The organism is Dermacoccus sp. CCH2-D9 (assembly GCF_001556795.1).
GTDB lineage: Bacteria > Actinomycetota > Actinomycetes > Actinomycetales > Dermatophilaceae > Dermacoccus > Dermacoccus nishinomiyaensis.
In genome coordinates, this window is sequence record NZ_LSJT01000148.1 from 30,848 (window position 1) to 54,989 (window position 24,142).

20 protein-coding genes and 1 pseudogene are annotated in these 24,142 nt (G+C 68.1%); 11 read left to right on the forward strand and 10 right to left on the reverse strand.

Annotated features, from left to right (window positions below; translation table 11 throughout):
• Positions 1-7: 7 nt before the first annotated feature.
• The 3 genes from AX669_RS12565 to AX669_RS12575 all read right to left on the reverse strand — a co-directional run bounded on the left by AX669_RS12565 (position 8) and on the right by AX669_RS12575 (position 4,463).
• The gene (locus AX669_RS12565) at positions 8-916 is read right to left on the reverse strand and encodes a TIGR01777 family oxidoreductase (protein WP_062258749.1); all 909 of its coding nucleotides are present in this window, start codon (positions 914-916) and stop codon (positions 8-10) included.
• Positions 917-939: 23 nt separating this feature from the next.
• Positions 940-2,790 carry a 2-oxoglutarate dehydrogenase, E2 component, dihydrolipoamide succinyltransferase gene (gene sucB, locus AX669_RS12570; RefSeq protein WP_062258751.1) on the reverse strand — a complete coding sequence of 617 codons (1,851 nt, stop codon included), beginning with the start codon at positions 2,788-2,790 and terminating at the stop codon, positions 940-942.
• Positions 2,791-2,978: 188 nt separating this feature from the next.
• Positions 2,979-4,463, reverse strand: coding sequence for a leucyl aminopeptidase (locus AX669_RS12575; protein WP_062258753.1), 1,485 nt, complete (start codon positions 4,461-4,463; stop codon positions 2,979-2,981).
• A 102-nt stretch (positions 4,464-4,565) separates the two neighbouring features.
• Between AX669_RS12575 and gcvT the strand changes: the two genes are divergently transcribed.
• A complete protein-coding gene (gene gcvT, locus AX669_RS12580; protein ID WP_062258756.1) occupies positions 4,566-5,669 on the forward strand; it encodes a glycine cleavage system aminomethyltransferase GcvT in 1,104 nt (367 codons plus the stop codon).
• 121 nt (positions 5,670-5,790) lie between these two features.
• Here the strand turns inward: gcvT and AX669_RS12585 are convergent, their stop codons facing one another.
• Complete coding sequence (locus AX669_RS12585) at positions 5,791-6,420, reverse strand: DUF3043 domain-containing protein (RefSeq protein WP_006946565.1); 630 nt, start codon at positions 6,418-6,420, stop codon at positions 5,791-5,793.
• A gap of 72 nt (positions 6,421-6,492) precedes the next feature.
• Between AX669_RS12585 and AX669_RS12590 the strand changes: the two genes are divergently transcribed.
• The 8 genes from AX669_RS12590 to AX669_RS12625 all read left to right on the forward strand — a co-directional run bounded on the left by AX669_RS12590 (position 6,493) and on the right by AX669_RS12625 (position 14,007).
• Entirely contained in the window at positions 6,493-7,860 is a 1,368-nt protein-coding gene (locus AX669_RS12590) for a dipeptidase (protein ID WP_062258757.1), read from the forward strand.
• 125 nt (positions 7,861-7,985) lie between these two features.
• Complete coding sequence (locus AX669_RS12595) at positions 7,986-8,669, forward strand: M50 family metallopeptidase (RefSeq protein ID WP_006946591.1); 684 nt, start codon at positions 7,986-7,988, stop codon at positions 8,667-8,669.
• Between the two features lie 94 nt (positions 8,670-8,763).
• Complete coding sequence (locus tag AX669_RS12600) at positions 8,764-9,126, forward strand: iron-sulfur cluster assembly accessory protein (RefSeq protein ID WP_006946562.1); 363 nt, start codon at positions 8,764-8,766, stop codon at positions 9,124-9,126.
• 78 nt (positions 9,127-9,204) lie between these two features.
• Positions 9,205-10,191: a carbohydrate kinase family protein gene (locus AX669_RS12605; protein WP_006946602.1), complete on the forward strand. Its 987-nt coding sequence runs from the start codon at positions 9,205-9,207 to the stop codon at positions 10,189-10,191.
• Positions 10,188-10,889 carry a leucyl/phenylalanyl-tRNA--protein transferase gene (gene aat / locus AX669_RS12610; protein WP_006946588.1) on the forward strand — a complete coding sequence of 234 codons (702 nt, stop codon included), beginning with the start codon at positions 10,188-10,190 and terminating at the stop codon, positions 10,887-10,889. The genes AX669_RS12605 and aat overlap by 4 nt, the downstream gene beginning before the upstream one ends.
• A gap of 66 nt (positions 10,890-10,955) precedes the next feature.
• A complete protein-coding gene (gene coxB / locus AX669_RS12615; RefSeq protein ID WP_006946600.1) occupies positions 10,956-11,885 on the forward strand; it encodes a cytochrome c oxidase subunit II in 930 nt (309 codons plus the stop codon).
• Positions 11,885-13,609 carry a cytochrome c oxidase subunit I gene (gene ctaD, locus AX669_RS12620; protein ID WP_062258759.1) on the forward strand — a complete coding sequence of 575 codons (1,725 nt, stop codon included), beginning with the start codon at positions 11,885-11,887 and terminating at the stop codon, positions 13,607-13,609. The genes coxB and ctaD overlap by 1 nt, the downstream gene beginning before the upstream one ends.
• Positions 13,606-14,007: a cytochrome c oxidase subunit 4 gene (locus AX669_RS12625; protein WP_062258761.1), complete on the forward strand. Its 402-nt coding sequence runs from the start codon at positions 13,606-13,608 to the stop codon at positions 14,005-14,007. Before ctaD ends, AX669_RS12625 begins: the two co-directional genes overlap by 4 nt.
• Positions 14,008-14,424: 417 nt before the next feature.
• On the opposite strand, the pseudogene AX669_RS14075 reads toward AX669_RS12625, so the two are convergent.
• From AX669_RS14075 to AX669_RS12650, 5 genes and pseudogenes are all read right to left on the reverse strand, one after another.
• Positions 14,425-15,443 (reverse strand): annotated as a pseudogene (locus tag AX669_RS14075) (transposase).
• Between the two features lie 937 nt (positions 15,444-16,380).
• Positions 16,381-18,042 (reverse strand): ubiquinol-cytochrome c reductase cytochrome b subunit, encoded by a 1,662-nt coding sequence (locus AX669_RS12635; RefSeq protein WP_062258763.1) that lies wholly within the window; start codon positions 18,040-18,042, stop codon positions 16,381-16,383.
• On the reverse strand, positions 18,039-19,148 hold the full coding sequence (locus AX669_RS12640) for a ubiquinol-cytochrome c reductase iron-sulfur subunit (RefSeq protein ID WP_006946571.1): 1,110 nt from the start codon (positions 19,146-19,148) through the stop codon (positions 18,039-18,041). Before AX669_RS12640 ends, AX669_RS12635 begins: the two co-directional genes overlap by 4 nt.
• Positions 19,149-19,198: 50 nt before the next feature.
• Positions 19,199-19,978, reverse strand: coding sequence for a c-type cytochrome (locus AX669_RS12645; protein ID WP_006946652.1), 780 nt, complete (start codon positions 19,976-19,978; stop codon positions 19,199-19,201).
• A 61-nt stretch (positions 19,979-20,039) separates the two neighbouring features.
• Positions 20,040-20,693, reverse strand: a complete 654-nt coding sequence (locus AX669_RS12650) for a heme-copper oxidase subunit III (protein ID WP_006946553.1) — start codon at positions 20,691-20,693, stop codon at positions 20,040-20,042.
• A gap of 246 nt (positions 20,694-20,939) precedes the next feature.
• On the opposite strand from AX669_RS12650, the gene trpD reads away from it, so the two are divergent.
• Entirely contained in the window at positions 20,940-22,025 is a 1,086-nt protein-coding gene (trpD, locus tag AX669_RS12655) for an anthranilate phosphoribosyltransferase (RefSeq protein WP_006946543.1), read from the forward strand.
• The gene (locus tag AX669_RS12660) at positions 22,022-22,303 is read left to right on the forward strand and encodes an Lrp/AsnC family transcriptional regulator (protein WP_038567799.1); all 282 of its coding nucleotides are present in this window, start codon (positions 22,022-22,024) and stop codon (positions 22,301-22,303) included. Before trpD ends, AX669_RS12660 begins: the two co-directional genes overlap by 4 nt.
• On the opposite strand, the gene AX669_RS12665 is transcribed toward AX669_RS12660, so the two are convergent.
• Complete coding sequence (locus tag AX669_RS12665) at positions 22,252-24,078, reverse strand: DEDD exonuclease domain-containing protein (RefSeq protein ID WP_062258765.1); 1,827 nt, start codon at positions 24,076-24,078, stop codon at positions 22,252-22,254. The genes AX669_RS12660 and AX669_RS12665 overlap by 52 nt on opposite strands.
• Positions 24,079-24,142 lie beyond the last annotated feature (64 nt).

Here is a 24,142-nt window from a genome sequence, read left to right on the forward strand (position 1 = left end):
GCGCCGGTCAGAGCGCCGACGCGACGAGCCGGTCGAGCGCCTGGTCCTGGTTCTCGTCCTGCCAGTCGAACCCGGCAGCTTCGAGCACGTGGGGGCGTACCCGCGTCGACGCGGTCACCTGGTCGGCCATCTCACCGAGGACGAAGCGCAGTGCCCCCTTCGGTACGCGCAGGGCAGCGGGGCGCCGCAGCGAGCGCGCGAGTGCCTGTGCGAGATCGGCCTGCCGACTCGCGCGCGGTGCGACGAGGTTGACGGGCCCGACGACGTCGGGGTGGTCGAGAAGAAACACCAGCGCGCGCACCTCGTCACGCAGCGTGATCCAGCTCCACCACTGCCGCCCCGAACCCAATGGGCCCCCTGCGCCCAGCCGCGTCGTCGTCAGGAGGGGAGCGAACGCTCCGGCCTCGCCCGTCATGACGAGACCGGTGCGCGAGAGGGCGACGTCGTGGCGCTTCGCAGCCCTCATCGCCGCAGCTTCCCACTCGATGCAGACGCGAGCGAGGAAGTCTTCCCCGGGTGCGCTCGTCTCGTCGAGCACCTCGTCACCGCGATCGCCGTAGAAGCCGATCGCCGAAGCCGAGACGAGACGAATCCGTTGGGGCACCTCCGCCAGTGCGTCGGCGAGCCTCGACGTCGTCTCGATCCGCGACTCGCGAATCGCGTCCTTGTACGCGCGGCTCCACCGATGATCCCCGACGCCCGCCCCGGCCAGGTTGACGACCGCATCGACGGTGGCGAGCGTCTCGACCAATCGGCTGTTCGAGCTGCGGGCCTCGGGCAGCGTCACCTCGCCGGGTGTGACCGCCGGTCGTCGGACGATCCGGATGACGGTGTCGCCGCGGCGACGCAGACATGATGACAGCGCACCGCCGATCACTCCGGAGGAACCGGTGATGGCGATGCGCTGTCCAGTCATGCGGTCAGACTAGCCCGCGACGATCACACCTCGAAGGCGCCCTCTTCCAGGCGAGCCTTGATGGCCGAGAGGAAGCGACCGGCGTCGGCGCCGTCGACCACGCGGTGGTCGTAGGTGAGGACGAGGTTCATCATCTGACGGATCGCGATCGAGTCGTTGCCGAACTCATCGGTGACGACGACGGGACGCTTGACCATCGCGCCGGTGCCGAGGATGGCGACCTGCGGCTGGTTGATGATCGGGGTGTCGATGAGCGAGCCGTTCGAGCCGATGTTCGAGATCGTGAACGTGCCGCCACCCAGCTCGTCCGGCGTCACCTTGTTGTCACGCGTGCGAGCGGCGAGGTCGGCGATCTTCTTCGCGATGCCGGCGATCGACAGGTCACCCGCGTCCTTGATGACGGGCACGAGCAGGCCGCGCGGCGTGTCGACCGCGATGCCGATGTGCTCGGCGTTGTGGTAGATGATGTTGTCACCGTCGACCGAGGAGTTGACCTGCGGGAACGCCTTGAGCGCCTCGACGACAGCTGTCGTGATGAACGGCAGGTAGGAGAGGTTGACGCCCTCGCGAGACTTGAAGCTCTCCTTGTTGCGCGCACGGATGCTCGCGACCTTCGTGAGGTCGACCTCGACGACGGCCGTCAGCTGCGCGGAGACGGCGAGCGACTCGACCATGCGCTGCGCGATGACCTTGCGCAGACGCGACATCTTCTCTGTCGTGCCGCGCTTGGCCTGAGCCTCGGCGGACGGCTGCGGCGTCGTCGTCGACGCGGCCGGGGTGGAGGATGCTGCCGGAGCCGCGGCGGACGCAGCCGGGGCGGCCTCCTGCTTCGGCTCCTGGGCCTTCTTCGCAGCGTCGAGGACATCCTGCTTACGGATGCGGCCACCGACGCCGGTGCCCGTGATCGTCGACAGGTCGATGTTGTTCTCGGCCGCGATCTTGCGCACCAGAGGCGTGACGTAGGTGCCGGAGTTGTCGACCTTCGTCGACGTCTCCTGCTGCTTGTCGGAGCCGGCGCCGGCCTTGGGGGCCTCGTCCTTCGGCGCCTCGCTCGCCGACGACTCGGCCGCCGGGGCTTCCTTCTCGGCGGCCTCGTCGTCCTTGACCGGGGCCGGCGTCTCGTTCTTCGACTCCGCGGCCTCGACGGCCTCGTCCTGCTTTTTCGAGTCGACCTCGTCCTGGTTCTTCTGCGCCTTCTCGGCCTCGGCCGAGTCGTCGGAGGAACTCGAGCCGGCCGAGCCGCCGATGACGGCGAGGTCGGCGCCGACGGGCACCGTCTCGTCCTCGGCGACGAGGATCTTCGTCAGCTTGCCCGCGACGGGGGAGGGAACCTCGGTGTCGACCTTGTCCGTGGAGACCTCGAGCAGGGGCTCGTCAACGGCGACATCGTCACCCTCGGACTTGAGCCAGCGCGTGATCGTGCCCTCGGTGACGGACTCGCCGAGCGCGGGCATCGTCACCTTCTCGCCGCCGGAGACCTCAGCGGCGGAGTCGTTCGAGGAGTTCGAGCTCTCGGACGCCTGCGGCGCGCTCTCGGCGGCCTCGTCCTTCTTCTCGTCGGCCTCGGCCTGCGGCTCGGCCTCCTGCGAGTCGTCGGAGGAGGAGTCGGAACCGGAGTCGGACGACGCGGGAGCGTCGCCGTCGCCGATGACGGCGAGGTCGGCGCCGACCGGCACCGTTTCATCCTCTTCGACGAGGATCTCCTGCAGCGTTCCGGCGATCGGCGACGGAATCTCCGTGTCGACCTTGTCCGTGGAGACCTCCAGCAGCGGCTCGTCAACGGCGACGGTGTCGCCGACGTTCTTCAGCCAGCGGGTCACGGTGCCTTCGGTCACCGACTCGCCGAGGGCCGGCATGGTCACGCGGTCAGACATGGGTGGAGGTCTCCTCAATCCAAAATTCACTTTGGTTTCGCGGATGAAGTTGTGAACTCCGGGGCACTTCGCAGCGAGCGGATCTCCCCGATCAAGGCCATCTTGTCACTCGCGGACGGGGTTGCGGAAACCCGCCCCGAATACCCGCGGGTAGGAAAACGGCCGTTCCCACCCGCGGGCCTGCTCGATCAGGCGCGAGCCAGCTCGACGAGGGTGCGGACGGCGAAACCGGTGCCGCCCTTGGGGTTGACGCCGTAGGGGCTGCCCTCGTTGAACGCGGGCGCCGCGATGTCCATGTGGATCCAGTCGATCTGCTCGCCGTTCTTCTCGCCGACGAACTCCTTGAGGAACATCGCCGCGGTGATGAGCCCACCCATGCGCTCGCCGGTGTGCTTGAGATCGGCCACCTCGGAGTCGATGCTCGGGCGCAGGTGCTCGAGCAGCGGCATCGGCCACATGTGCTCGTCGACGCGCTCGGAGGCCGCGATCAGTTCGTCGCGCACCTCGTCGTTGTTGCCGACGATCGCCGCCGTGCGGTTGCCGAGCGCGAGCACGGCCGCGCCGGTGAGCGTCGCGATGTCGATGATGAGATCGGGCTCCTCCTCGGTGGCGTAGCACAGGCCGTCAGCCATGACGAGGCGCCCCTCGGCGTCGGTGTTGTCGATCTCGACGGTCGTGCCGTCGTGCATGCGGATGACGTCGCCGGGACGCTGCGCGTCGGCGCCCGTCATGTTCTCGGCGAGGCACAGGTAGCCCGTGACGGCGACCGGCAGCTCGAGCGCGGCGACGGCCTCGAGGAAGGCCGCGACGGCGGCAGCGCCGGCCATGTCGCACTTCATCGTCGCCATGCCGTTGGCGGGCTTGATGCACAGGCCGCCGGAGTCGAACGTGATGCCCTTGCCGACGATCGAGATGTGCTTCGTCGCCTTCGCGGGCTTGTACGTCAGCGTCACGAGGCGCGGCGGACGCGCCGAGCCGCGGCCGACGCCGATGAGGCCGCCGCACTCGGCCTTCGCGAGGGCCTTCTCGTCCATGATGTCGACCTTGACCTTGGTGCCCGACATGCGCTTGCGGACGATGTCGGCGAACGAGGCGGGGTTGAGGTCGAGCGGCGGCATGTTGACGAGGTCGCGCGCCCAGTTCTGCGCGGTCACGACGGCCGCCGCGGTCTCGACGCCCGCGAGGGCGCCGGGCGACTTCGCGTCGGTGACGAGCAGCGTTGCCTTGGCGAGGGCTTCCTTCGGCTTGCTCTTGTACGCGGTGTAGGCGTACGCGCCGAGGGCGATGCCCTCGCAGATGGCCTGGACGAGGTCGTCGGCGACCGCGGGGAAGGCGAAGACGGCGCTCGAGGTGCCCGTGAGCGAACGCGCGGCGGCACCGGCGGCGTCACGCAGCGCGGAGGCCTTCGTCGGCGCCTGCTCGGCGTCGACGCCCGAGCCGACGGCGATGACGAGGCCGCTCAGGTCGCCGGCACCCGACAGGCGCAGCACCTCGTCGGCGCGACCCTTCGCCTCGAGCGTCGCGAGAGCCTCGTTGAGCGCCTTGACTGCGGCGGGGGAGACTCCGACGGGGTCGATGACGCGGGCGCCGTCCTTCGTCGGTGCGGTGAGGACGACGGTGGCGTCGGCTGCGATGGCGTCCGCGCTCTTGTCGCTGAGGGTGATGTCGACCATGTGGGGGCCCCTTTCGTGGGTGATGCCGAGGTCATCGGCGTGCATGCTGCTGGGCCGAGCTTAACGGCCCGTAGGACGCGGTGGGCGCGGTAGGTTCGAGGCATGACTGAGAACAAGCTCTCGCCCCTCGACGAGCGTCACCGCGCCCTCGGGGCGAAGATGGCCGACTTCGGAGGATGGGACATGCCCATCGAGTATCCGGGCGGAGGTGTCGTGCGCGAGCACACCGCGGTGCGTGAGCGCGTCGGCATCTTCGACGTGAGCCACCTGGGCAAGGCGACGGTGAAGGGTGCAGGCGCGCTCGACTTCGTCAACTCGTGCCTGACGAACGACCTGCGCAAGATCGGGCCCGGCCAGGCCCAGTACACGATGTGCTGCGACGAGAGCGGCGGGGTCGTCGACGACCTGATCGTCTACGTCAAGGCCGAGGACGATCTGTTCCTCATCCCCAACGCCGCGAACACGGCCGAGGTCGTGCGCCGCCTCGAGGAGGCCGCGCCGGAGGGTATCGAGGTCGCCGACGCGCACGAGGAATACGCCGTGCTCGCCGTCCAGGGTCCCAAGTCCGACGAGGTCGTCTCCGCACTCGCTCTGCCCGTCGACCACGACTACATGAGCTTCGACGAGGCCGACTGGCAGGGCCGCCCCGTCACCGTGTGCCGCACCGGCTACACCGGTGAGCGCGGCTACGAACTCGTCTGCCGCTGGGACGATGCCCTCGCGCTGTGGGACGCCCTCGTCGAGGCCGCGGCCCCCTACGAGGGTCTGCCCTGTGGCCTCGGGGCGCGCGACACCCTGCGCACCGAGATGGGATACCCCCTGCACGGGCAGGATCTCTCGCTCGACATCACGCCCGTGCAGGCGCGCTCCGGCTGGGCCGTCGGCTGGAAGAAGGACGCGTTCTGGGGAAAGGACGCCCTGACCAAGGAGAAGGCCGAGGGCCCGCGCCGCATCTCGCGTGGCCTCAAGCTCACCGGCCGCGGCATCCCGCGCGCGCACTGCATCGTGCGTGACGCCGAGGGCGCTGAACTCGGCGAGGTGACGTCCGGGACGTTCTCGCCGACTCTCGGCATGGGCGTCGCGCTCGCGCTCGTCTCGCCGATGCTCGCCGAGGGCGACCAGGTCGTCGTCGACGTGCGTGGTCGCATGCTCGAGGCCGTCGTCACGAAGCCGCCGTTCGTCGAGGTGCAGACGCGCAGCAGCTGACGCGATGAGCGCCTCCCGCCTCGGCGGCGTCTCCTCTGACGACATGACGAAGGGGGCTCGCACCGGATGGTGCGACCCCCTTCGTCATGCGTTCGTTCTGGACGTGCCGAGGTGAGGCGCGTCAGGCGACCGTGTCGCCCCGCTTCACCGTCGGACGGGGGAAGCGCAGGCGGCGCATCTGCATCGAGCGCGTCACCGCATAGAGGGCGCCGCCGCGCGGCACGGCACCGAACTTGGCGATGAGGTCCTTCTTGATGCGGCGCCACAGCAGGGCAGAGTCGATGAGGCCCGCGAGCACGATGACCCACACGAGCGCCAGGGTGATGGCGGCCAGCTTGGGCAGCAGGAACCACGAGAAGATCAGGATGAACATGAGCGGCATCGCGACCTCGCCCAGGCTGAGGCGGGCGTCGACGCGGTCACGGATGTAGCGCTTCTCGGGGCCGCGGTCGCGCAGCGGCAGCGCGGATTCCTCGCCACGATCGGCGGCTGCGCGCTGCTGGGCGCGCGCCTCGCGTGCGCGCTCCTTCTCTGCCGCCTTGGCTGCCTTGCGGTCGGTCTCGACGAGGGGGCGCCGACGAGCGGCCTCCTGGTCCCTGCGCTTAGGCGTCGGGCGGTTCTTCGCACCGGGGCGCGGAGTGTGCGCCGCATCATTCGTCGGGGCGGCCGGCTCGCGCGTCGCATCCTTCTCGACCGCGGTGGCTCCGACGGCGGTGGCGCCGCTGCTCGTCTTCTTCTTCACTGCTCGCACCCGCGCCACTTTACGTCACGCCCGCGCGCCTCCCATCCCCGACACGGGCGCGCGGGGGATACCGTGGCGGCTGTGACTGCCACCGTGAACGCGGGCGCCCCGGAGGATCTCCGCCAGCGCATCGCCACCCTCATGCCCGGCGTCGTCGAGGACCTCAAGGCCCTCACGCGCATCCCCAGCGTCTCCCTCGGATCGTTCGACCAACAGCACGTCGACGACTCCGCGCGCGCCGTCGCGAAGCTGCTCGAGGCCGAGGGGATGGACGTCAAGGTCGTCTCCGAGGGCGGCCGCCCGGCCGTCATCGCGCACAAGGAAGGACCCGCAGGGTCGCCGCGTGTCCTCATGTACGCCCACCACGACGTCCAGCCCCCCGGTGACGACGCCGACTGGCAGAGCCCGCCGTTCGAACCGACCGAGCGCGACGGTCGCCTCTACGGCCGCGGCGCGGCCGACGACAAGGCCGGTGTCATGGCGCACATCGCCGCGATCCGCGCCTGGGGCGACGACCTGCCCTGCACCGTCACCCTCTTCATCGAGGGGGAGGAGGAGATCGCCTCCGACTCCCTGCCCGCACTGCTGCGCACGTACGCGGACGAGCTGACGTCCGACGTCCTCGTGCTCGCCGACTCAGCGAACTGGGCCGTCGGCACGCCGGCGCTGACGACGACCCTGCGCGGCACCGTCCGCGCCGTCGTCACCGTCCGCACCCTGGCGCACTCGGTGCACTCGGGCATGTTCGGGGGCGCCGTCCCCGACTCGCTGACGACGCTGTGCCGCCTGCTCGCAACGCTTCATGACGACGCGGGCAGCGTCGCCGTCGCCGGGCTGGACTCCGACGAGAACGTCGACATCGACTACACGCCCGAGGAGCTGCGCCGCGACGCCGGCATGCTCGAGGGCACGCAGCTCATCGGCACGGGCCCGCTGGCCGCGCGGTTGTGGCGTGGGCCGAGCATCACCGTCATCGGGCTCGACGCGACGGGCGTCGACGTCGCGAGCAACACGCTCGCGGCGAGTTCGCGAGCCAAGCTGTCGCTGCGCGTCGCCCCCGGGCAGGACCCGCAGGCCGCCTACGAGGCGCTCGCCGAGCACCTGCGCTCCCACGCACCGTGGGGTGCGCAGGTGGAGGTGGAGCTCGAGGAGATCGGTTCCGGTTTCGACGCCGACGCCACCGGCCCGCTCTACGACGAGGCCCGCGCCGCCTTCCGTGACGCCTGGGGCAGCGACCCCGTCGACGTCGGCATCGGCGGCTCGATCCCGTTCGTCTCCTTGTTCGCGGAGATGATGCCCAACGCTGCGCTGCTCGTCACCGGTGTCGAAGACCCCGACACCCGCGCGCACGGCGCGAACGAATCGCTGCACCTCGGCGAGTTCGCGAAGGTCTGCCTCGCCGAGGCGGTTCTCCTGCAGCGCGTCGCGAAGGCCTCGGACGGCGCGTGACACCGGGCGCTCGACGACGACGGGTGAGGCCTGCGTGATGGCGCGTGGCCTCACCCGCTGTCGGGTGCCTGTGGTGAAGGCCAGGGTCAAGAGCCTCATCCATCCCGAGGGGGCGATGTCGGGACATGAATGACGACCTCATGCTGCTGAGCGCCGTCGTCGGTGCCGTGTGCGCGCTGGCAGGCTGGTTGTTCGGCCCGTTGCGTCATGCCGTGACCGCGGTCCACGAGGCGGGGCACACCCTCGTCGCTCTTCTCGCGGGGCGCAGCGTCCGCTCGGTGCGGCTCAACCGTGATTCGTCAGGTGAGGCGGTAAGCGTCGGCCGACAGGGTGGGCTCGGCGTCGTGCTGACCCTCCTGGCCGGGTACCCGGCGCCCGGGATCGTCGGGCTCGGGGGTCTGGTCGCCCTGCGCGCAGACCAGGCGCGGATCTGGCTCGTCGCCGGCGCCGTTGTCGTCGCACTCATGGCACTGCTCCTGCGCAACGCGTTCGGCGTCGTCGTCATCGCGTGCGTCGGGGCGTTGCTCGTCGCGACGCTACGTTGGGCCTCCGATCCCGTCACGAACGTCGTCGTGGCGAGCGCGTCGTGGTTCCTGCTCGTCGGCGGGCTGCGCTCCGCGCTCGAGCTGTTCCGCCCCCACGTCGGGCGTGACGACGCGATGGAGCTCGCGCGCGTCGGTCACGTCCCTGCGTTCGTCTGGCGGTTCGTGTTCTTGCTCGCCGCCATTGCGTGCCTGACGGCGGCTGCCGCCGTCGTCGGAGTGCTCGAGCCGGTCCGCTCGTCACTGGCGCGCCTCGGCGGCGCGTAAGGTGGGGCGGGAACACGGCGGGCCGCCGCGGTGTTGCACGAAGAACGGCCTGGAGACCACCAGGACCGAAGACGTGAGAGAGGATCGATCCACGATGACGGTGGAGACGAACACCCAGGCCGAGACGGCCACCCACGGCGTCATTCTGACGGACGTCGCCGCAGCCAAGGTGAAGAGCCTGCTCGAGCAGGAGGGCCGTGACGACCTTCGCCTGCGCGTCGGCGTGCAGCCGGGCGGCTGCTCGGGCCTCATCTACCAGCTCTACTTCGACGAGCGCACCCTCGACGGTGACCTCGTGCGCGACTTCGGTGGCGTCGAGGTCGTGGTCGACCGCATGAGCGCGCCGTACCTCGACGGCGCCTCCATCGACTTCGCCGACACGATCGAGAAGCAGGGCTTCACGATCGATAACCCGAACGCGGGCAGCTCCTGCGCGTGCGGTGACAGCTTCAGCTGATCCGATCGGCTCCGCCTCGGCGCCCACTGCTGCGATGGCAGCGTGGGCGCCGAACGCGTTTCACGGTAGGTTGATGCGGTGAAGATCGCAGTGACGGGTTCCATCGCAACCGACCATCTCATGACGTTCGACGGGCGTTTCGCCGATTCGCTCGTCGTCGAGCAGCTCGACAAGATCTCGGTCTCGTTCCTCGTGAACGACCTGCAGATCCGCCGCGGAGGCGTGGCGGGCAACATCGCGTTCGGCCTCGGCAACCTCGGCCTGCGCCCGATCCTCATCGGGTGCGTGGGCGCCGATTTCGCCGACTACGGCTCCTGGTTGGAGCGTCATGGCGTCGACACCTCTGAGGTGCGCATCTCGCAGACGCAGCACACCGCGCGTTTCGTCTGCACGACCGACAACGACATGGCGCAGATGGCGTCGTTCTACCCGGGTGCGATGTCGGAGGGGCGCGAGGTCGAACTCGGCCCGATCGCCGAGCGCCACGGGGGTTTTGACCTCGTCCTCATCGGCGCGCACGACCCGGAGGGCATGCGTCGCAACACGCAGGAGTGCCGGCGTCGGGGCATCCCGTTCGTCGCGGACCCCTCCCAGCAGCTGGCCTTCGGCGACGGCGCGTTCATCCGCGACATCATCGACGGCGCGCAGTACCTGTTCACCAACGAGTACGAATCGCACCTCACGGAGCAGAAGACGGGCTGGAGCGCCGACGAGATCCTCGACCGCGTCGGGGTACGTGTCATCACCCGCGGCAAGGACGGCGCGAGCATCCACCGCCGCGGTGAGCCGACGATCGACGTGCCCGTCGCCCAGATCGCGCAGGCGGTCGACCCGACGGGCGTCGGCGACGCCTTCCGCGCTGGATTCCTGGCCGGGTTGTCGTGGCAGCTCGAGCTGGAGCGCTGCGCCCAGCTGGGTTCGGTGCTCGCCGCTCACGTCATCGAGACCGTCGGCACCCAGGAGTACGTGCTGAAGGCGCCCGCCTTCCTCGACCGCTTCCGCGCGGCTTACGGTGACGCCGCGGCAGGCGAGGTGGCGGCGCGCCTGCGTGATCGGCGGTCGTGAACCCGCTCGAGCTCGAGTGCCGGTGGAACTTCGCCGACGCCGACTTCGACGCCGATGACGACCTCGTCGCCCTCGGCGCCGACCTCGAACCGGCGACGATCGTCGGGGCGTACTCCCAGGGCGTCTTCCCGATGGGTCTGGGGGAGGGCGGCGGCGAACCGCTCGGCTGGTGGTCGCCGCTGGAGCGCGGCGTCCTGCGTCGCGGTGACTTCCACGTCTCCCGCAGCCTGCGTCGCTCGGGCCGGACGATGGAGGTGAGCATCGACACCGCGTTCGACGACGTTGTCGCCGCCTGCGCCGACCCGAGCCGTGACGGCGCGTGGATCACCCCCGCCGTCGCCTCGGCCTACGGCGCACTCCACCGCCTCGGGGTGGCGCACTCGATCGAGGTGAGACAGGACGGCGAACTCGTCGGCGGCCTCTATGGGCTCGCGCTCGGTGGGTTGTTCGCCGGCGAGTCGAAGTTCCACGTCGCGACTGACGCATCGAAGGTGGCGCTGTGGGCGCTGAGCGAGGTCGTGTTCGCCGAGCCCGGGCCGCGTCTGATCGACGTGCAGTGGCGCACGGACCACCTCGCGAGCCTGGGCATCACCACCATGGAGCGTCCGGCGTACCGCGACGCCGTCGCGCACCTCGTCACCTCGCCGCCGATCACCGGTCTGGTGCCGGGCGCGCGGGTGCCGTTAGGCAATCGTTAGAGCCAGGAGATACCCCCCGACCCTTGGCGAAGTCTGAGCCTGGGATAAGGTTTGAATGTGCCTGGTATGGATCTGAGGAAGGTGGACGCTGTGCGTCGGCCCTTACGGAAGACGAGCCCCTCGTGGCGTCGTCGAATTGCTGCTGTCGGTGTCGGTGGAGCGGTACTGCCGCTGACCGCGTGCTCCGGAGAGGTCAGCCGCGGCTGGCTGCCCGAGGGCGTCACCGAGAACTCCCACCATGTGATCGATTTCTGGGTGGACACCTGGTACTGGGCGCTCGCCGTCGGCGTGCTCGTCTGGGGCCTCATGCTCTGGTGCATCCTGCGCTACCGCCGTCGCAAGAGCGACACGGGCTTCCCGGCGCAGATGCAGTACAACGTGCCGATGGAGATCCTCTACACGGTCGTGCCGATCTTCATGGTCGCCGTGCTGTTCGGCAAGACGGTCGGGCTGGAGAACAAGCTGCTCGACACCAAGCCGAAGCCCGACGTGACGATCAACGTCGTCGGCAAGCAGTGGAGTTGGGACTTCAACTACGTCGACGCCAAGACCTACGACACCGGCGTCATGGGTGACATGAAGGCCGGCAAGCCGGGCGCCGAGGCCGGACTGCCGACGCTGTACCTGCCCGTGAACAAGCGCGTCGAGTTCGTGCTGACGACGCGCGACGTCATCCACACGTTCTGGGTGCCGCAGTTCCTGCAGAAGCTCGACATGATCCCGAGCAAGGTGAACAAGTTCGCCGTCGACACGACGCAAGAGGGCACCTTCAAGGGCAAGTGCGCCGAGCTGTGCGGTGCGTACCACTCTCAGATGCTCTTCAACGTGAAGGTCGTCTCGCAGGCGGAGTACGACAAGCACATGGACGACCTGCGCAAGCAGGGCAAGTCCGGCTTCCTGTCGAACTCCCTCAACCGTTCCAGCGTCGCCCCGCAGGACCAGCAGTACCTGCCCGAGGGTGTCGGCGCGCCGGACATCGTCAAGGAGGGTAAGTAATGGCTACGGCTACGACTCCCGCCGCAGGCCTTCAGCAGCGCCCCGAGGCACGGCGTCCTGAGGACTTCAACGCGGGCCGAACCATCGTCAAGTGGTTGACGACGACCGACCACAAGGTCATCGGCAACCTGTACTTCATCACGTCGTTCATCTTCTTCCTGCTCGGTGGTGCGATGGCTCTGGTCATCCGTGCCGAGCTGTGGTCGCCCGGCCTGCAAATCGTCGACAACCCGGAGCAGTTCAACCAGCTGTTCACCATGCACGGCACGGTGATGCTCCTGATGTTCGCGACGCCGCTGTTCTCGGGCTTCGCGAACGCGCTCATGCCGCTGCAGATCGGCGCGCCCGACGTCGCCTTCCCGCGACTCAACATGTTCGCCTACTGGCTCTACCTCTTCGGCAGCCTCATCGCAGTGGCCGGCTTCCTGACGCCGCAGGGTGCGGCCTCGTTCGGTTGGTTCGCGTACGCGCCGCTGTCGAGCACCACCTACAGCCCCGGTCTCGGCGGCAACCTGTGGGTCTACGGCCTCGCGCTGACCGGTTTCGCCTCGATCATGGGTGCGGTCAACTTCGTCACGACGATCGTCTGCATGCGCGCTCCCGGCATGACAATGTTCCGCACGTCGATCTTCACGTGGACAGTGCTCATCACCTCGATCCTCGTGCTGCTCGTCTTCCCGGTCCTCGCCGCTGCGCTGTTCGGCCTCGGCCTCGACCGCACGATGAATGCGCACGTGTTCGACTCGGAAACGGCCGGAGCCATGCTCTGGCAGCACATGTTCTGGTTCTTCGGGCACCCCGAGGTGTACATCATCGCGCTGCCGTTCTTCGGCATCATCTCCGAGGTCCTGCCGGTCTTCTCGCGCAAGCCGATCTTCGGTTACAAGACACTGGTCTTCGCGACGATCGCCATCGGCGCGCTGTCGGTCTCGGTGTGGGCTCACCACATGTACGCGACCGGCCAGGTGCTCCTGCCCTTCTTCGCCGTCATGACGATGCTCATCGCCGTCCCGACCGGCGTGAAGTTCTTCAACTGGATCGGCACCATGTGGGGTGGCTCGCTCACCTTCGAGACTCCGATGCTGTGGGCGCTCGGCTTCCTCGCGACCTTCCTCTTCGGTGGTCTGACGGGTGTCATCCTCGCCAGCCCGGCGCTCGACCTGCACCTGTCCGACTCTTACTTCGTCGTGGCGCACTTCCACTACGTCGTCTTCGGCACCGTCGTGTTCGCGATGTTCGCGGGGTATTACTTCTGGTGGCCGAAGTTCACCGGCCGCATGCTGAACGAGACGATCGGCAAGATCCATTTCTGGCTGCTGTTCGTCGGCTTCCACCTGACGTTCCTCGTTCAGCACGTGCTGGGTGTCGAGGGCATGCCCCGTCGTTACGCCGACTACCTCCCGGAGGACGGGTTCCAGTCCTTGAACCAGGTCTCGACCGTTGGCTCGTTCCTGCTGGGTGCCTCGATGCTGCCGTTCCTCTACAACGTGTACATCACGTGGAAGAAGGCGCCGCTCGTCACGGAGGACGACCCGTGGGGCTTCGGGGCCTCGCTCGAGTGGGCGACGTCCTGCCCGCCGCCGCGTCACAACTTCAACAGCATCCCGCGCATCCGTTCCGAGCGCCCCGCGTTCGACCTGCACCACCCGGAGGTCGGGGTCTTCTCCGTCCTGCCGGCGCAGGACACGGTTGACCAGCTGGGTGGAAAGGCTCACACCGCATGAAGACGTCATACAAGCTCTTCCTCGTGCTCGGCCTCTTCTACTTGCCGCTGATCTTCATCTACGGTCACTTCAGCCACTGGGACGAGCCAGTGGGTGTCGTCGGCCTCGCGCTCAGCACCGGCTTCGGCCTCATGATCGCCGGTTACTTCGCGGTCACCGACCGCAAGTTGGGTGCGGGCCCGAGCGACCGCCCCGAGGGCGAGATCAGCGAAGTGTCCGGCGAGCAGGGCTTCTTCTCGCCCTACTCGTGGACGCCGCTGTGGCTCGCCGCTGCGATTGCGCTGCTCGCGTTCGGGATGGCTGTCGGCTGGTGGATCGTGTTCATCGCCGCTCCGCTTGTCTGCGTTGCAGTCGTGCTGTGGACGTTCGAATACTTCAGTGGCGAGCACGCCATCTGATCACTCGCACCAAAGATCGCCCCGCCCTTCCTCTGGAAGGGCGGGGCGATCTGCATGTCTGGGATGAAGCGGACTCGCTAGTTCGGCTGTGCGACGTCACGCGAGCATGCGGTGATGACAGTGGCGGGGCCGGCAAAGCCGCCCGGGCGCCCCACAGCGGCCCGTGCGTACCTGCGATTTTCGTCCACGTTTGCGATTTCCGTCCCCCTTTCGCCAATGACGTGCACATCTGCGAATCGCGTCGGCAACTGCGAAGCACGATCAAACTACTGCGAAGCACGATCAACTCACGCAGCGGATCTTGCGAGAGTGCGGGGATCGCGGCGGCTCGCTCGCGCTCGCGCGCGTCGCTCCTGGGCGCGCCGGCGGTCAAGTCTCTGGCGGTGGTGTAACGGTGTGTTCCTTCGCGGGGTGGGTTCAGGCGGTGAGTGCGGGCATGGGTTCGTGTCCTGGCTCGGTGGGCGGGTCGGTGAGGATGGCCGCGTGTGAGCGGGCGAGGACGTCGAGGCCGAGGTAGCGTCGTCCTTCGGCCCGTTCATCGGTTTGTTCGGCCAGGACGGCGCCGACGAGATGCACGATCGCGTCGCGGTTGGGGAAGATTCCGACGAGTTCGCGGCGTCGTGAGTGCGGCATCGTTGCCAGCTCGCGGCGGGCAGGTTCGCGCTGATCGCTTCGCACAGACCGGTGGGCCTCGCTGGTGATGAGCAGGACACTGCTCGGGCCGCGGGCGACGAGGTCGGCGAAGAACTCGTTCCTCGCTGACCCGGTTTCGCTCGTGGCCACGCGCAGGCCGAGCACTTCACGGTGGCCGTCATTGTTGACGCCGGTGGCGAGCGAGACGACGGTGTTGATCACGCGGCGTCCTTCCCGCGCGTTCATCGTGAGGGCGTCGGCGGTGACGAACGTGAACGGGCCTGCATCGTCGAGGGGGCGGTGGCGGAAGTCGTCGTGGAGCGGGTCGAGGTCGGCGCCCATACGGCTGACCTGGGACTCGACGGCGCGTTGGTGCCGAGGGTTTTTCGCCAGCTTGGGGGTACCACCCGCTACGAACCCCGCGTCCCGCGCAGCGGGGGAGCCCTGCGGTGCGTGGACACGCCGGCGAGGTAGCAGTCAGCGGCGACCGTGATGAGTGCGGACTCGGCTCGTTTGCGTCGTTCCATGAGCCAGTCCGGCAAGTAGGCGCCTGAGCGCAGCTTCGGCACAGCCATGTCGAGGGTGCCGAGGCGGGTGTCGAGGTCGCGGTGGCGGTAGCCATTGCGGTGGGTCGTGCGTGTCGGGCTGGGTAGGCCCCACTCGGCGCCGATCACGGCGTCAGCGTCGGCGGACGGCAGAGCGTTGAGCAATGGTTTGCAGTAGGTGGCGCACCATGTCCGGGTTGCTTCGGACAAGGCTTCGCCCAGCACGCTGGCAGGGTCGACAATGTGAGGTGCGGTTATCGTGATGACTCCGTTCGAGGATTCTGTAGGAGGTTGACTCGAAGGATCACGCGGTGGCTGCGCCCACGTCCAAGAGGCCGGGGGCGCGACGACCGGTGTTTCACCACAATCAGGGACTCATCTGCGCCGCGGCTACGCTGCCGGCACAGCAGGCCAGGGCCAATCGCCGCCGTCATCGCAGGGCACCGACGGGCGACTTGCTGGGCGCGCCGCCATCAGCTCAGGCGAAGGACCATGCAGAGACGCTGCTGGGCGCCCGCCGCCTCTCACAGCGTGGTGCGCGCTCCTTGCCTCCCGAGGCGGCGCCCTCATGCCCGCTTGTAGGGGTGCCCGCTCGCAGGCGGGGGCAGGGCAGGCTGGTATGGCGTCGGCCGTCTCCCCACGACCACCAGCCGTTGAGCGACGACCGGGGCCGGGAGGCGACGACGAAACGGCCCCGGGCACGATGGCGACATTGTTCTGACGCGAGTAGGAGGCGGCTCCGGCCACGATGTCGACGTTGCCCTGACGTGAGCACGAGGCGGCTCCGGGCGCGATGAGCGAACGGCTCCGGCCGCCGAGCGAGGCACCGCTGTACGGCACGATGAGACGGGGGAGAATCCCTCCGGACCACGTGGACGCATGAGCTGATGCGTGGGCGACACCCTCACGACCGGTGACGAATGCGAGACAAACGCGGGCGAGGGGGATCGAGGCGATGCGGTGCGTCCAGAGCACCATCCCGGGCGAGGCCGGCAGCCTCGCGGAACTCCGCCACCCGAAGCGCGTGGCGACCTGGCACCCGCAGACGCCTGCACCCGGGAAGCTGCCCTTCCTCCCTGGCCGGCCCACCTGAGGTGGCCATGGAGCGTCGTCCTGACGCCTCCCGGCCGAGATACGCCGAAGGCCCCCGACATCAGTGATGTCGGGGGCCTTCGGCGTTATCCTCGCGGGCGACTCAGTGAGCGCCCTCGAGAGCGTGGTCGTCACCGTGGTGGTGAGCTGCCTCGAGCTCGGCCGGAGTGACGGGGGCGATGCTGTCCTTGTAGTAGAAGTTGGTCCAGCGGTTGCGACGCTTCGCCTTCCTCCGCTCCTTGCCCGAAAGACCATCGAGCTCGATCTGGCTCGGAGTACCGGCCTCGTAGCTCACGAGCTGCCAACGCGTGTACTCGTCGAGCGGCTCGTGCGCCTCGAAGAATCGACCCTCCGGCGTGCGGATGACGCGTCCGGACTCGCGCCCGTGCAGCACCAGGTCGCGGTCGCGACGCTGCAGGCTGAGGCAGATGCGCTTAGTCAGGAGGTAGGCGAGGATCGGGCCGAGGAAGACCATGACGCGGAAGAAGTACGTGATGTCGTTGATCGACATGTGCAGCTTGATCGCCATCAGGTCGTTGCCGGCCGCGAACATGAGGACCGCATAGAACGTCGCGAACGCCACGCCGATCGCCGTGCGCGTCGGAGCGTTGCGCGGACGGTCGAGCACATGGTGCTCACGCTTGTCGCCCGTGACCCAGGCCTCGATGAAGGGGTAGACCGCGATGGCGCCGAAGAACAACGGCAGCAAGGCGATCGAACCCGGGAAGATGTTCATGCTCCACGTGTGGCCGAACAGCTGGAACTCGAACACGCCGGGCAGCAGACGGAGAGCACCGTCGGCGAAGCCCATGTACCAGTCAGGCTGCGAACCGGCCGTCACCTGCGTCGGCTCGTACGGTCCGTACATCCAGATCGGGTTGATCGTGATGAGACCCGAGATCAGCGCCGTGATACCGAACACGACGAAGAAGAAGCCACCGGCCTTCGCCATGTACACCGGCATGAGGGGGAAGCCGACCACGTTCTTGTCGGAGCGGCCCGGGCCGGGGTACTGGGTGTGCTTGTGCACGACGAGCAGGATGAGGTGTGCGGCGAGCAACGCGACGAGAATCGCCGGGATGATGAGGATGTGGAGCGTGAAGAAGCGGGGGATGATCATCTCGCCGGGGAAGCCGCCACCGAACAGCGCGTACGAGATGTACGTGCCGACGATCGGGACCGAAAGGATGAAGCCCTCCATGGCGCGGATACCCGTACCCGAGAGCAGATCGTCCGGGAGCGAGTAGCCCATGAAGCCCTCGATGATCGCGAGCATGAACAGCAGGGTGCCGATGACCCAGTTGATCTCGCGGGGCTTGCGGAACGCGCCCGTGAAGAACACGCGGAACATGTGCATCATGATCGACACGATGAACAGCAGCGCCGCCCAGTGGTGGAGCTGACGGATCAGCAACCCACCACGGATGTCGAACGAGATGTCGATCGCGGAGGCGTAGGCCTCCGACATCTGGATGCCCTGCATCGGGACGTACTGACCGTTGTAGATCGTCTCGCCCTGCGACGGCACGAACCAGAACGTGAGGAACGTACCGGTGATCATGAGGATGACGAAGGAGTACAGCGCGACCTCACCGAGCATGAAGCTCCAGTGGTCGGGGAACACCTTCTTCATGAGGAAGCGAACGCCCTTGGCGCCGCCCGTGCGCTCGTCCAACCAGTTGGACATGCCAGCCAGGCCGCCCTGCGGGTCCTGACGCTGTGTCGTGGGGTGCGTTGCGCTCGCGGAAGAGGCAGCGGTGCTCATGACTTGAGTTCCTTCCCGTTGTCTTCCCAGAAGCTCGGGCCGACCGGGCGCTTGAAGCCCTGGTCAGCAACGAGGTAGCCCTCGTCGTCGACCGAGATCTTCAGCTGCGGCAGCGGACGCTTGGCGGGGCCGAAGATGACCTTGCAGTCATCCGTCATGTCGAACGTGGACTGGTGGCACGGGCACAGCAGGTGGTGCGTCTGCTGTTCGTACAGGCCGACGGGGCAGCCGACGTGTGTGCAGATCTTGGAGTAGGCGACGATGCCGTCAACACCCCACTTGCGCTGACGCTCCGACTTGATCTTCTCCTCGTCGAGCCGCACGAGCAGCACGGAGGCCTTCGCCTTCTCGTTGAGGGGGTGCTCCGTCGTGTTGATGCCCTCCGGCAGGACGTGGAAGACCGAACCCAGCGTGACGTCCGAGGCGCGGATCGCGGTGCCCTCGGGGTCGCGCATGAGGCGGCGGCCGCGGCCGTTGATCTTCTCGTCCCAGAGCGTCGTCGCGAGGTCGTTCTTCGGCATGGGGCCGAGACCACCGAGCAGCGGAAGAGCCACCGGGACGGCGAACAGACCGAGAGCGCCACCGAGCGTCCACTTGAGCAGCGGGCGACGCTTCAGCTGCGCGGCCTCCGCGCCACCCGTCATGATCTTGGCGGCGGCTTCCCAGGCCTCGTCGTCGGACTTGAGCTCGTGCCGCTCCTCGACGACCTCTTCGTCGGGCATGATCGTCTTAGCCCAGTGGATGGCACCCAGGCCGATGCCCAGCATGGAGATCGCCATCGTGAGGCCGAGAGCGAAGTGCAGCGCCTTCATCGGGCCGATGAAAGGAACCGAGATGATCGACTCGCGGCCGACCGCGAAGTAGCAGACGACGAACGCGATCGTCGCGATCATCGAGAGCAGGAACAGCATGGCGACCTGGCGCTCGGAGCGCTTGGCCGCAGCCGGATCCTCGTCACCGAGACGGTGGACGTGCGGGGGCAGGCCCGGGTCGGAGAAGTGCTCGGGTAGTGCGCCCGAACGCTCGACGTGCCCGTCGTTCGGGCTCACCGGAGCGTTGTCCGGGTGGCCGTCACCGGGGAGCGCATGCGCGCCGGTTTCATTCATTTCGTTGCGTTTCCTGTCTGACGAGTCAGAGCCGAAGCGGGGGAATTTCATCACGCTGCCTTACGTCCGAGCCAGACAGCCACCGCTATGCACAGGCCGATGCCGAACGTCCACACGAACAGACCCTCGGAGACCGGGCCGAGGTTGCCCAGGGTGTGACCACCCTGCGCAGGCTGCTTCTCGATGTCCTTGAGGTAGGTGATGATGTCCTTCTTGTCCTGCGGCGACAGGTTCGTGTCGTTGAACACCGGCATGGACTGCGGGCCCGTCTGCATGGCCTCGTAGATGTGCTTGCCCGAGACGGACGTCAGCGGCGGCGCGTACTTGCCTCGCGTCAGCGCGCCACCCGAGCCGGCGAAGTTGTGGCACATGGCGCAGTTGACGCGGAACAGTTCGCCACCCTTGGCCGAGTTGCCACCCGGGGTCGTGTACTGCTTCTCGGGGACGTTGGGACCGGTGCCGAGCGAGGCCACGTAGGCGGCCATCTGGGCGATCTCCTTGTCGCTGAACTGCTTCGTGTTGCGCTGCGCCTGCGTGTTTGGCGCGGCGAGCGGCATGCGGCCGGTGCCCACCTGGAAGTCGACGGCGGCAGCGCCGACGCCCACGAGGGAGGGGCCGGCGGACGTGCCGGTGGCGTTCGTGCCGTGGCAGGTCGAGCAGTTCGCGAGGAACAGCTGCTTGCCAGCGTTGACGTCACTGGCGGACGTCGTCTCGGCCTTGGCGCTCTTCGGCGCGAAGGCTGCGTACAGGCCACCGGTGACGACCAGGGCCAGCAGCAGGACGACGAACAGGGAGGCCGGGTGTCGGCGGCGGGCGGCGAGAGTGCTCACAAGGACATCCTGTCGGCGGTCGGGGGAGTCAGGGTTCGGGTTCTGCTAGTGGTGTCGCGCATCACTTGAGGAGGTAGATGGCAGCGAACAACGCGATCCACACGACGTCCACGAAGTGCCAGTAGTAGGACGTCACGATCGCGCCCGTGGCCTGGTGGTGGCTGTAGGTGCGCGAGGTGAACGTGCGTCCGATGATGAGCAGGAACGCGAGAAGGCCACAGGTCACGTGGATGCCATGGAAGCCGGTCGTGATGTAGAACATCGAGCCGTAGGCGTCGCTGTCGAGGGAGATGCCCTCCTCGTGCAGCGTGGCGTACTCCATGATCTGGCCGGAGACGAAGATCGCGCCGAACAGGTAGGTGAGGGAGTACCACTCACGCATTCCCCACTTGCCGACCTCGAGCAGCTTGCCCGTGCGGTGGGGGATGCCGTGCTCCGCCTTGAACACGCCGAGCTGGCACCACACGGACGAGATCACGAGGATCGTCGTGTTGATGGCCGCCAGCGTCACGTTCAGGTGCGACGTGCGTTCGTGCCACAGGTCGCCTGCCACGGAGCGGATCGTGAAATACATCGCGAACAATCCGGCAAAGAACATGAGTTCGCTCCCGAGCCACACCATCGTGCCTACGGCAGTCAGGTTGGGTCGGGTCGCCGGTGCGTGCCCGGCGGGGATGCCGTGTTCGCTCGTCTGAGCTGTAGTTGCGGTCGCCACCCGGACATTATGTCCTGCCCTGGCAGCGATCATGACAGCGGCCCCCCAATTGGACACATATTCGTTATCTGCTCTGTGTGCTCGCTGGGTGTTGAAGGGTGTTCTTCCTGTGTGTGTTGACGCGGTTGCAACCCCGCACGTCAGCGCCTAGCACGGTGACGCGGGACGTCGGTGGACGCGCCTGTCGCACGGTCACGGCGCCGCTTAGGGTGGTGGTACGACGAACGACGTGCAAGGAGATCCGTCATGAAGTGGCCGAGCCTCGTGGCCCAGCTCATGCGTGGGGAGGACCTGACGCCAGAGCAGACCCACGCCGCGATGACGGCCGTGATGAACGGGGAGGTCGCCCCCGTTCCGCTCGCGGCGTTCCTCGTCGCACTTCACAGCAAGGGCGAGACGGTGGAGGAGCTGCGGGGGCTCGCCGACGTCATGGTCGAGCACGCCCGGCCGTTCAGGCTCGACGTGCCGGCCCTCGACATCGTCGGCACGGGCGGCGACATGGCACACACCGTCAACATCTCGACGATGGCCGCGCTCGTGTGCGCCGGTGCCGGGGTCAAGGTGGCCAAGCACGGCAACCGAGCCAGCTCGAGCTCGACCGGGACGGCTGACGTTCTCGAAGCGCTCGGGGTCGACCTGAGCGCGGACGTCGACGAGCTGCAGCAAGACGTGACGCATGCCCCGATGACGTTCCTGTTCGCCCAGAGCTTCCACCCCGCCATGCGGCACGCCGCCGCGACGCGGCGGGAGCTCGCCGTCCCGACCGCGTTCAACTTCCTCGGCCCCCTGACCAATCCGGCGCGCCCAGCCATCGCTGCTGTGGGTTGCGCGAACCGTCGGATGGCACCGGTCATGGCTGGCGTCTTCGCGCAACGCGGCGCCGATGCGGCGGTCTTCCGGGGTGACGACGGCCTCGACGAGCTCACCCTGGCGACGACGTCGAGCCTGTGGTGGGTGCACGACGGCGAGGTCATCGAAGAGAGCATCTCGCCCGAGCAGGTCGGGCTGTCGCCAGCCCCGATCGAGGCGCTGCGCGGCGGAGACGCGTCGTTCAACGCTCAGGTCGTCCGTGACGTCCTCGCCGGGAAGCGCGGGCCCGTGCGCGACGCCGTCCTGCTCAACGCCGGCGCGGCTCTCGCACTCGTCGCCCAGTACGAGCGCGGCAGCCTCTTCGGTGGCGCGGACGACCTCGCGTCCGGCATCCGTGCGGGCATGACGCGCGCTGCCGAGGCCGTCGATTCCAGCGCCGCGCAACGCACCCTCGACGTCTGGATCCACGGTTCGAGTGCCGTAGACGCCGATTCCGAGCCCCTCATGAAGGAGACCCGATGATCACCGCCATCGTCCTCATCAAGGCGGACGTCGCACGCATCCCCGAGGTGGCCCAGCACGTCGCCGACGTGCCCGGGGTGACGGAGGTCTACTCGGTGACCGGAGGCGTCGACCTCATCGCGATGGTGCGCGTCACGGCGTACGAGCAACTCGCCGAGGTGATCTCCGGAAGCATCAACAAGGTCGACGGCGTGCTCGAGACCGACACGCACCTGGCCTTTCGCACCTACTCCCAACGCGATCTCGACGCGGGGTTCGATCTGGGGCTCGACGACTGACGGGTCGTCGCCCGCCCCTGTCCGGGATGCGCGAGCACGCCGGATTCGACGGCTGCCGCTTCGTGCGCGCGGCGGACGACGGGATCGAGATCGTCGAGGTAGCGTGTCGCGGCATCCCGCGGGCTGACCCACGGCGCGTCCGTCTCGACGATGCGGGTGCCTGCGCGCGCGATCCAGCGCAGGAGCACCTCCGTCTCCTCCTCGAGCGCTGCGGAACGGTGTGCAGGCGGGGTCGCGACGGCCTCGGCCGTCGCCCGCAAGGCCTCGATCGTCAGCCGTGGATCCTGACCGGGTCGTGAGGCACCGCTCGCCGCGAGCCGACCGTGTCGGATGACGGCGAACTCCCAGCCGCCGCCCCGACGTGGCCGTGCCGCCATGAGATGCGGATTGTTGACGATGGGTGCCCGGCGCTGGTGACGGTCGAGCCCACGCAGGAGCTCGATGAGGGCGTCGCGCCCAGCGCGGGCCTCCTCGAAGCGTTCCTGCCCCGCGAGGCGGGCCAGGCGCGCCTCGACGTCATTGACGATGGACCCGGGCTCGTTGAGCAGTTCCTGCCTCAACCTCGACACGAGGTCGAGGTAATCGCGCTGGGTGATGCCTCCGATACAGGGCGCATCGCACCGATCCATCTCCGCCAGGACGCACGCCGTGCCGCCCTTGGCGCGGATGGGCGTGGTGCACTGGCGAATGCGGCGGACGTCGTGCACCGCATCGCGGGCGAGCCGCGCGGCGACCATCGTGCGGAACGGGCCGAGGTACGTCGCCTCGTCGGCTCGCTGCTCGCGCACGACGGACAGGCGCGGGAACTTCTCGTCGGTGATCTTGAGCCATGCGATCTTCTCCGGCCGGCTCGAGCGTCGGTTGAACCGTGGCCGATGCTCGGCGATGAGCCGGATCTCACGCACGTGTGCCTCGAGCGCCGTCGCGCAGGGGATGGGCGTCACGCGGGCGGCGAGATCGACCATGAGCCCCATCTCGCGACGCTTCTCCGACGCGGTGAAGTACGAACGCACGCGGGTGCGGAGGTTGCCGGACGTGCCGACGTACAGCGGCTTTCCGTCCTCGTTCTCGAAGACGTAGACGCCGGGCTCGGCGGGCAGGCCGTCGGCCAGGGTGGCCTTGCGGCGCCGCGCCGCCGGCACCTTCGCGCTGAAGGAGAGCAGTTCCTCACGCGAGGTGACGCCGAGACTGCCGGCTCGCGAGAGCAGGGCGTGCAGGACGTCGACGGTGGCCTGGGCGTCAGCGAGGGCGCGGTGATTCGGGTTGACACTTGCGCCGAAGTGGGCCGCGAGCGTGCCGAGGCGGTGATTGCGGACCTCGTCGCGCGGCACGAGGGCGCGGGCGAGCTTGACCGTGTCGACGACCGCAGGAGCGGGCCACGGGACCTCGAGATCCCGTGCGGCCGCCGTGAGGAAGCCGACGTCGAAGGGTGCGTTGTGGGCGACGAGGACGGCGTCGGGCCCGAGGAACTCGAAGAATGCGGGCAGCACCGATGCCAGCTTCGGCGCGTCGTGCACCATCGCCGTCGTGATGCCGGTGAGCCGCTGGATCTGCGGTGGGATCGCGCAGCCGGGGTCGACGAGGGTGGCGAACTCGCCGAGCACCTCGCCGCCACGGACCTTGACAGCGCCGATCTCCGTGATGCCCTGCGCGCCCGGGCGACCCCCGGCGGTCTCGAGGTCGACGATGACGAAGGTGACGTCGTGCAACGGGGTGCCGAGATCGTCGAGGCAGCCCTGCACCGCGGTCGGATTCGTCTGCGTGTTCGTCACCATGTCGCGAACGCTAGACGGCGGTGGTGACAACCCCCGGATCTGTCTCTTATACACATCTCCGAGC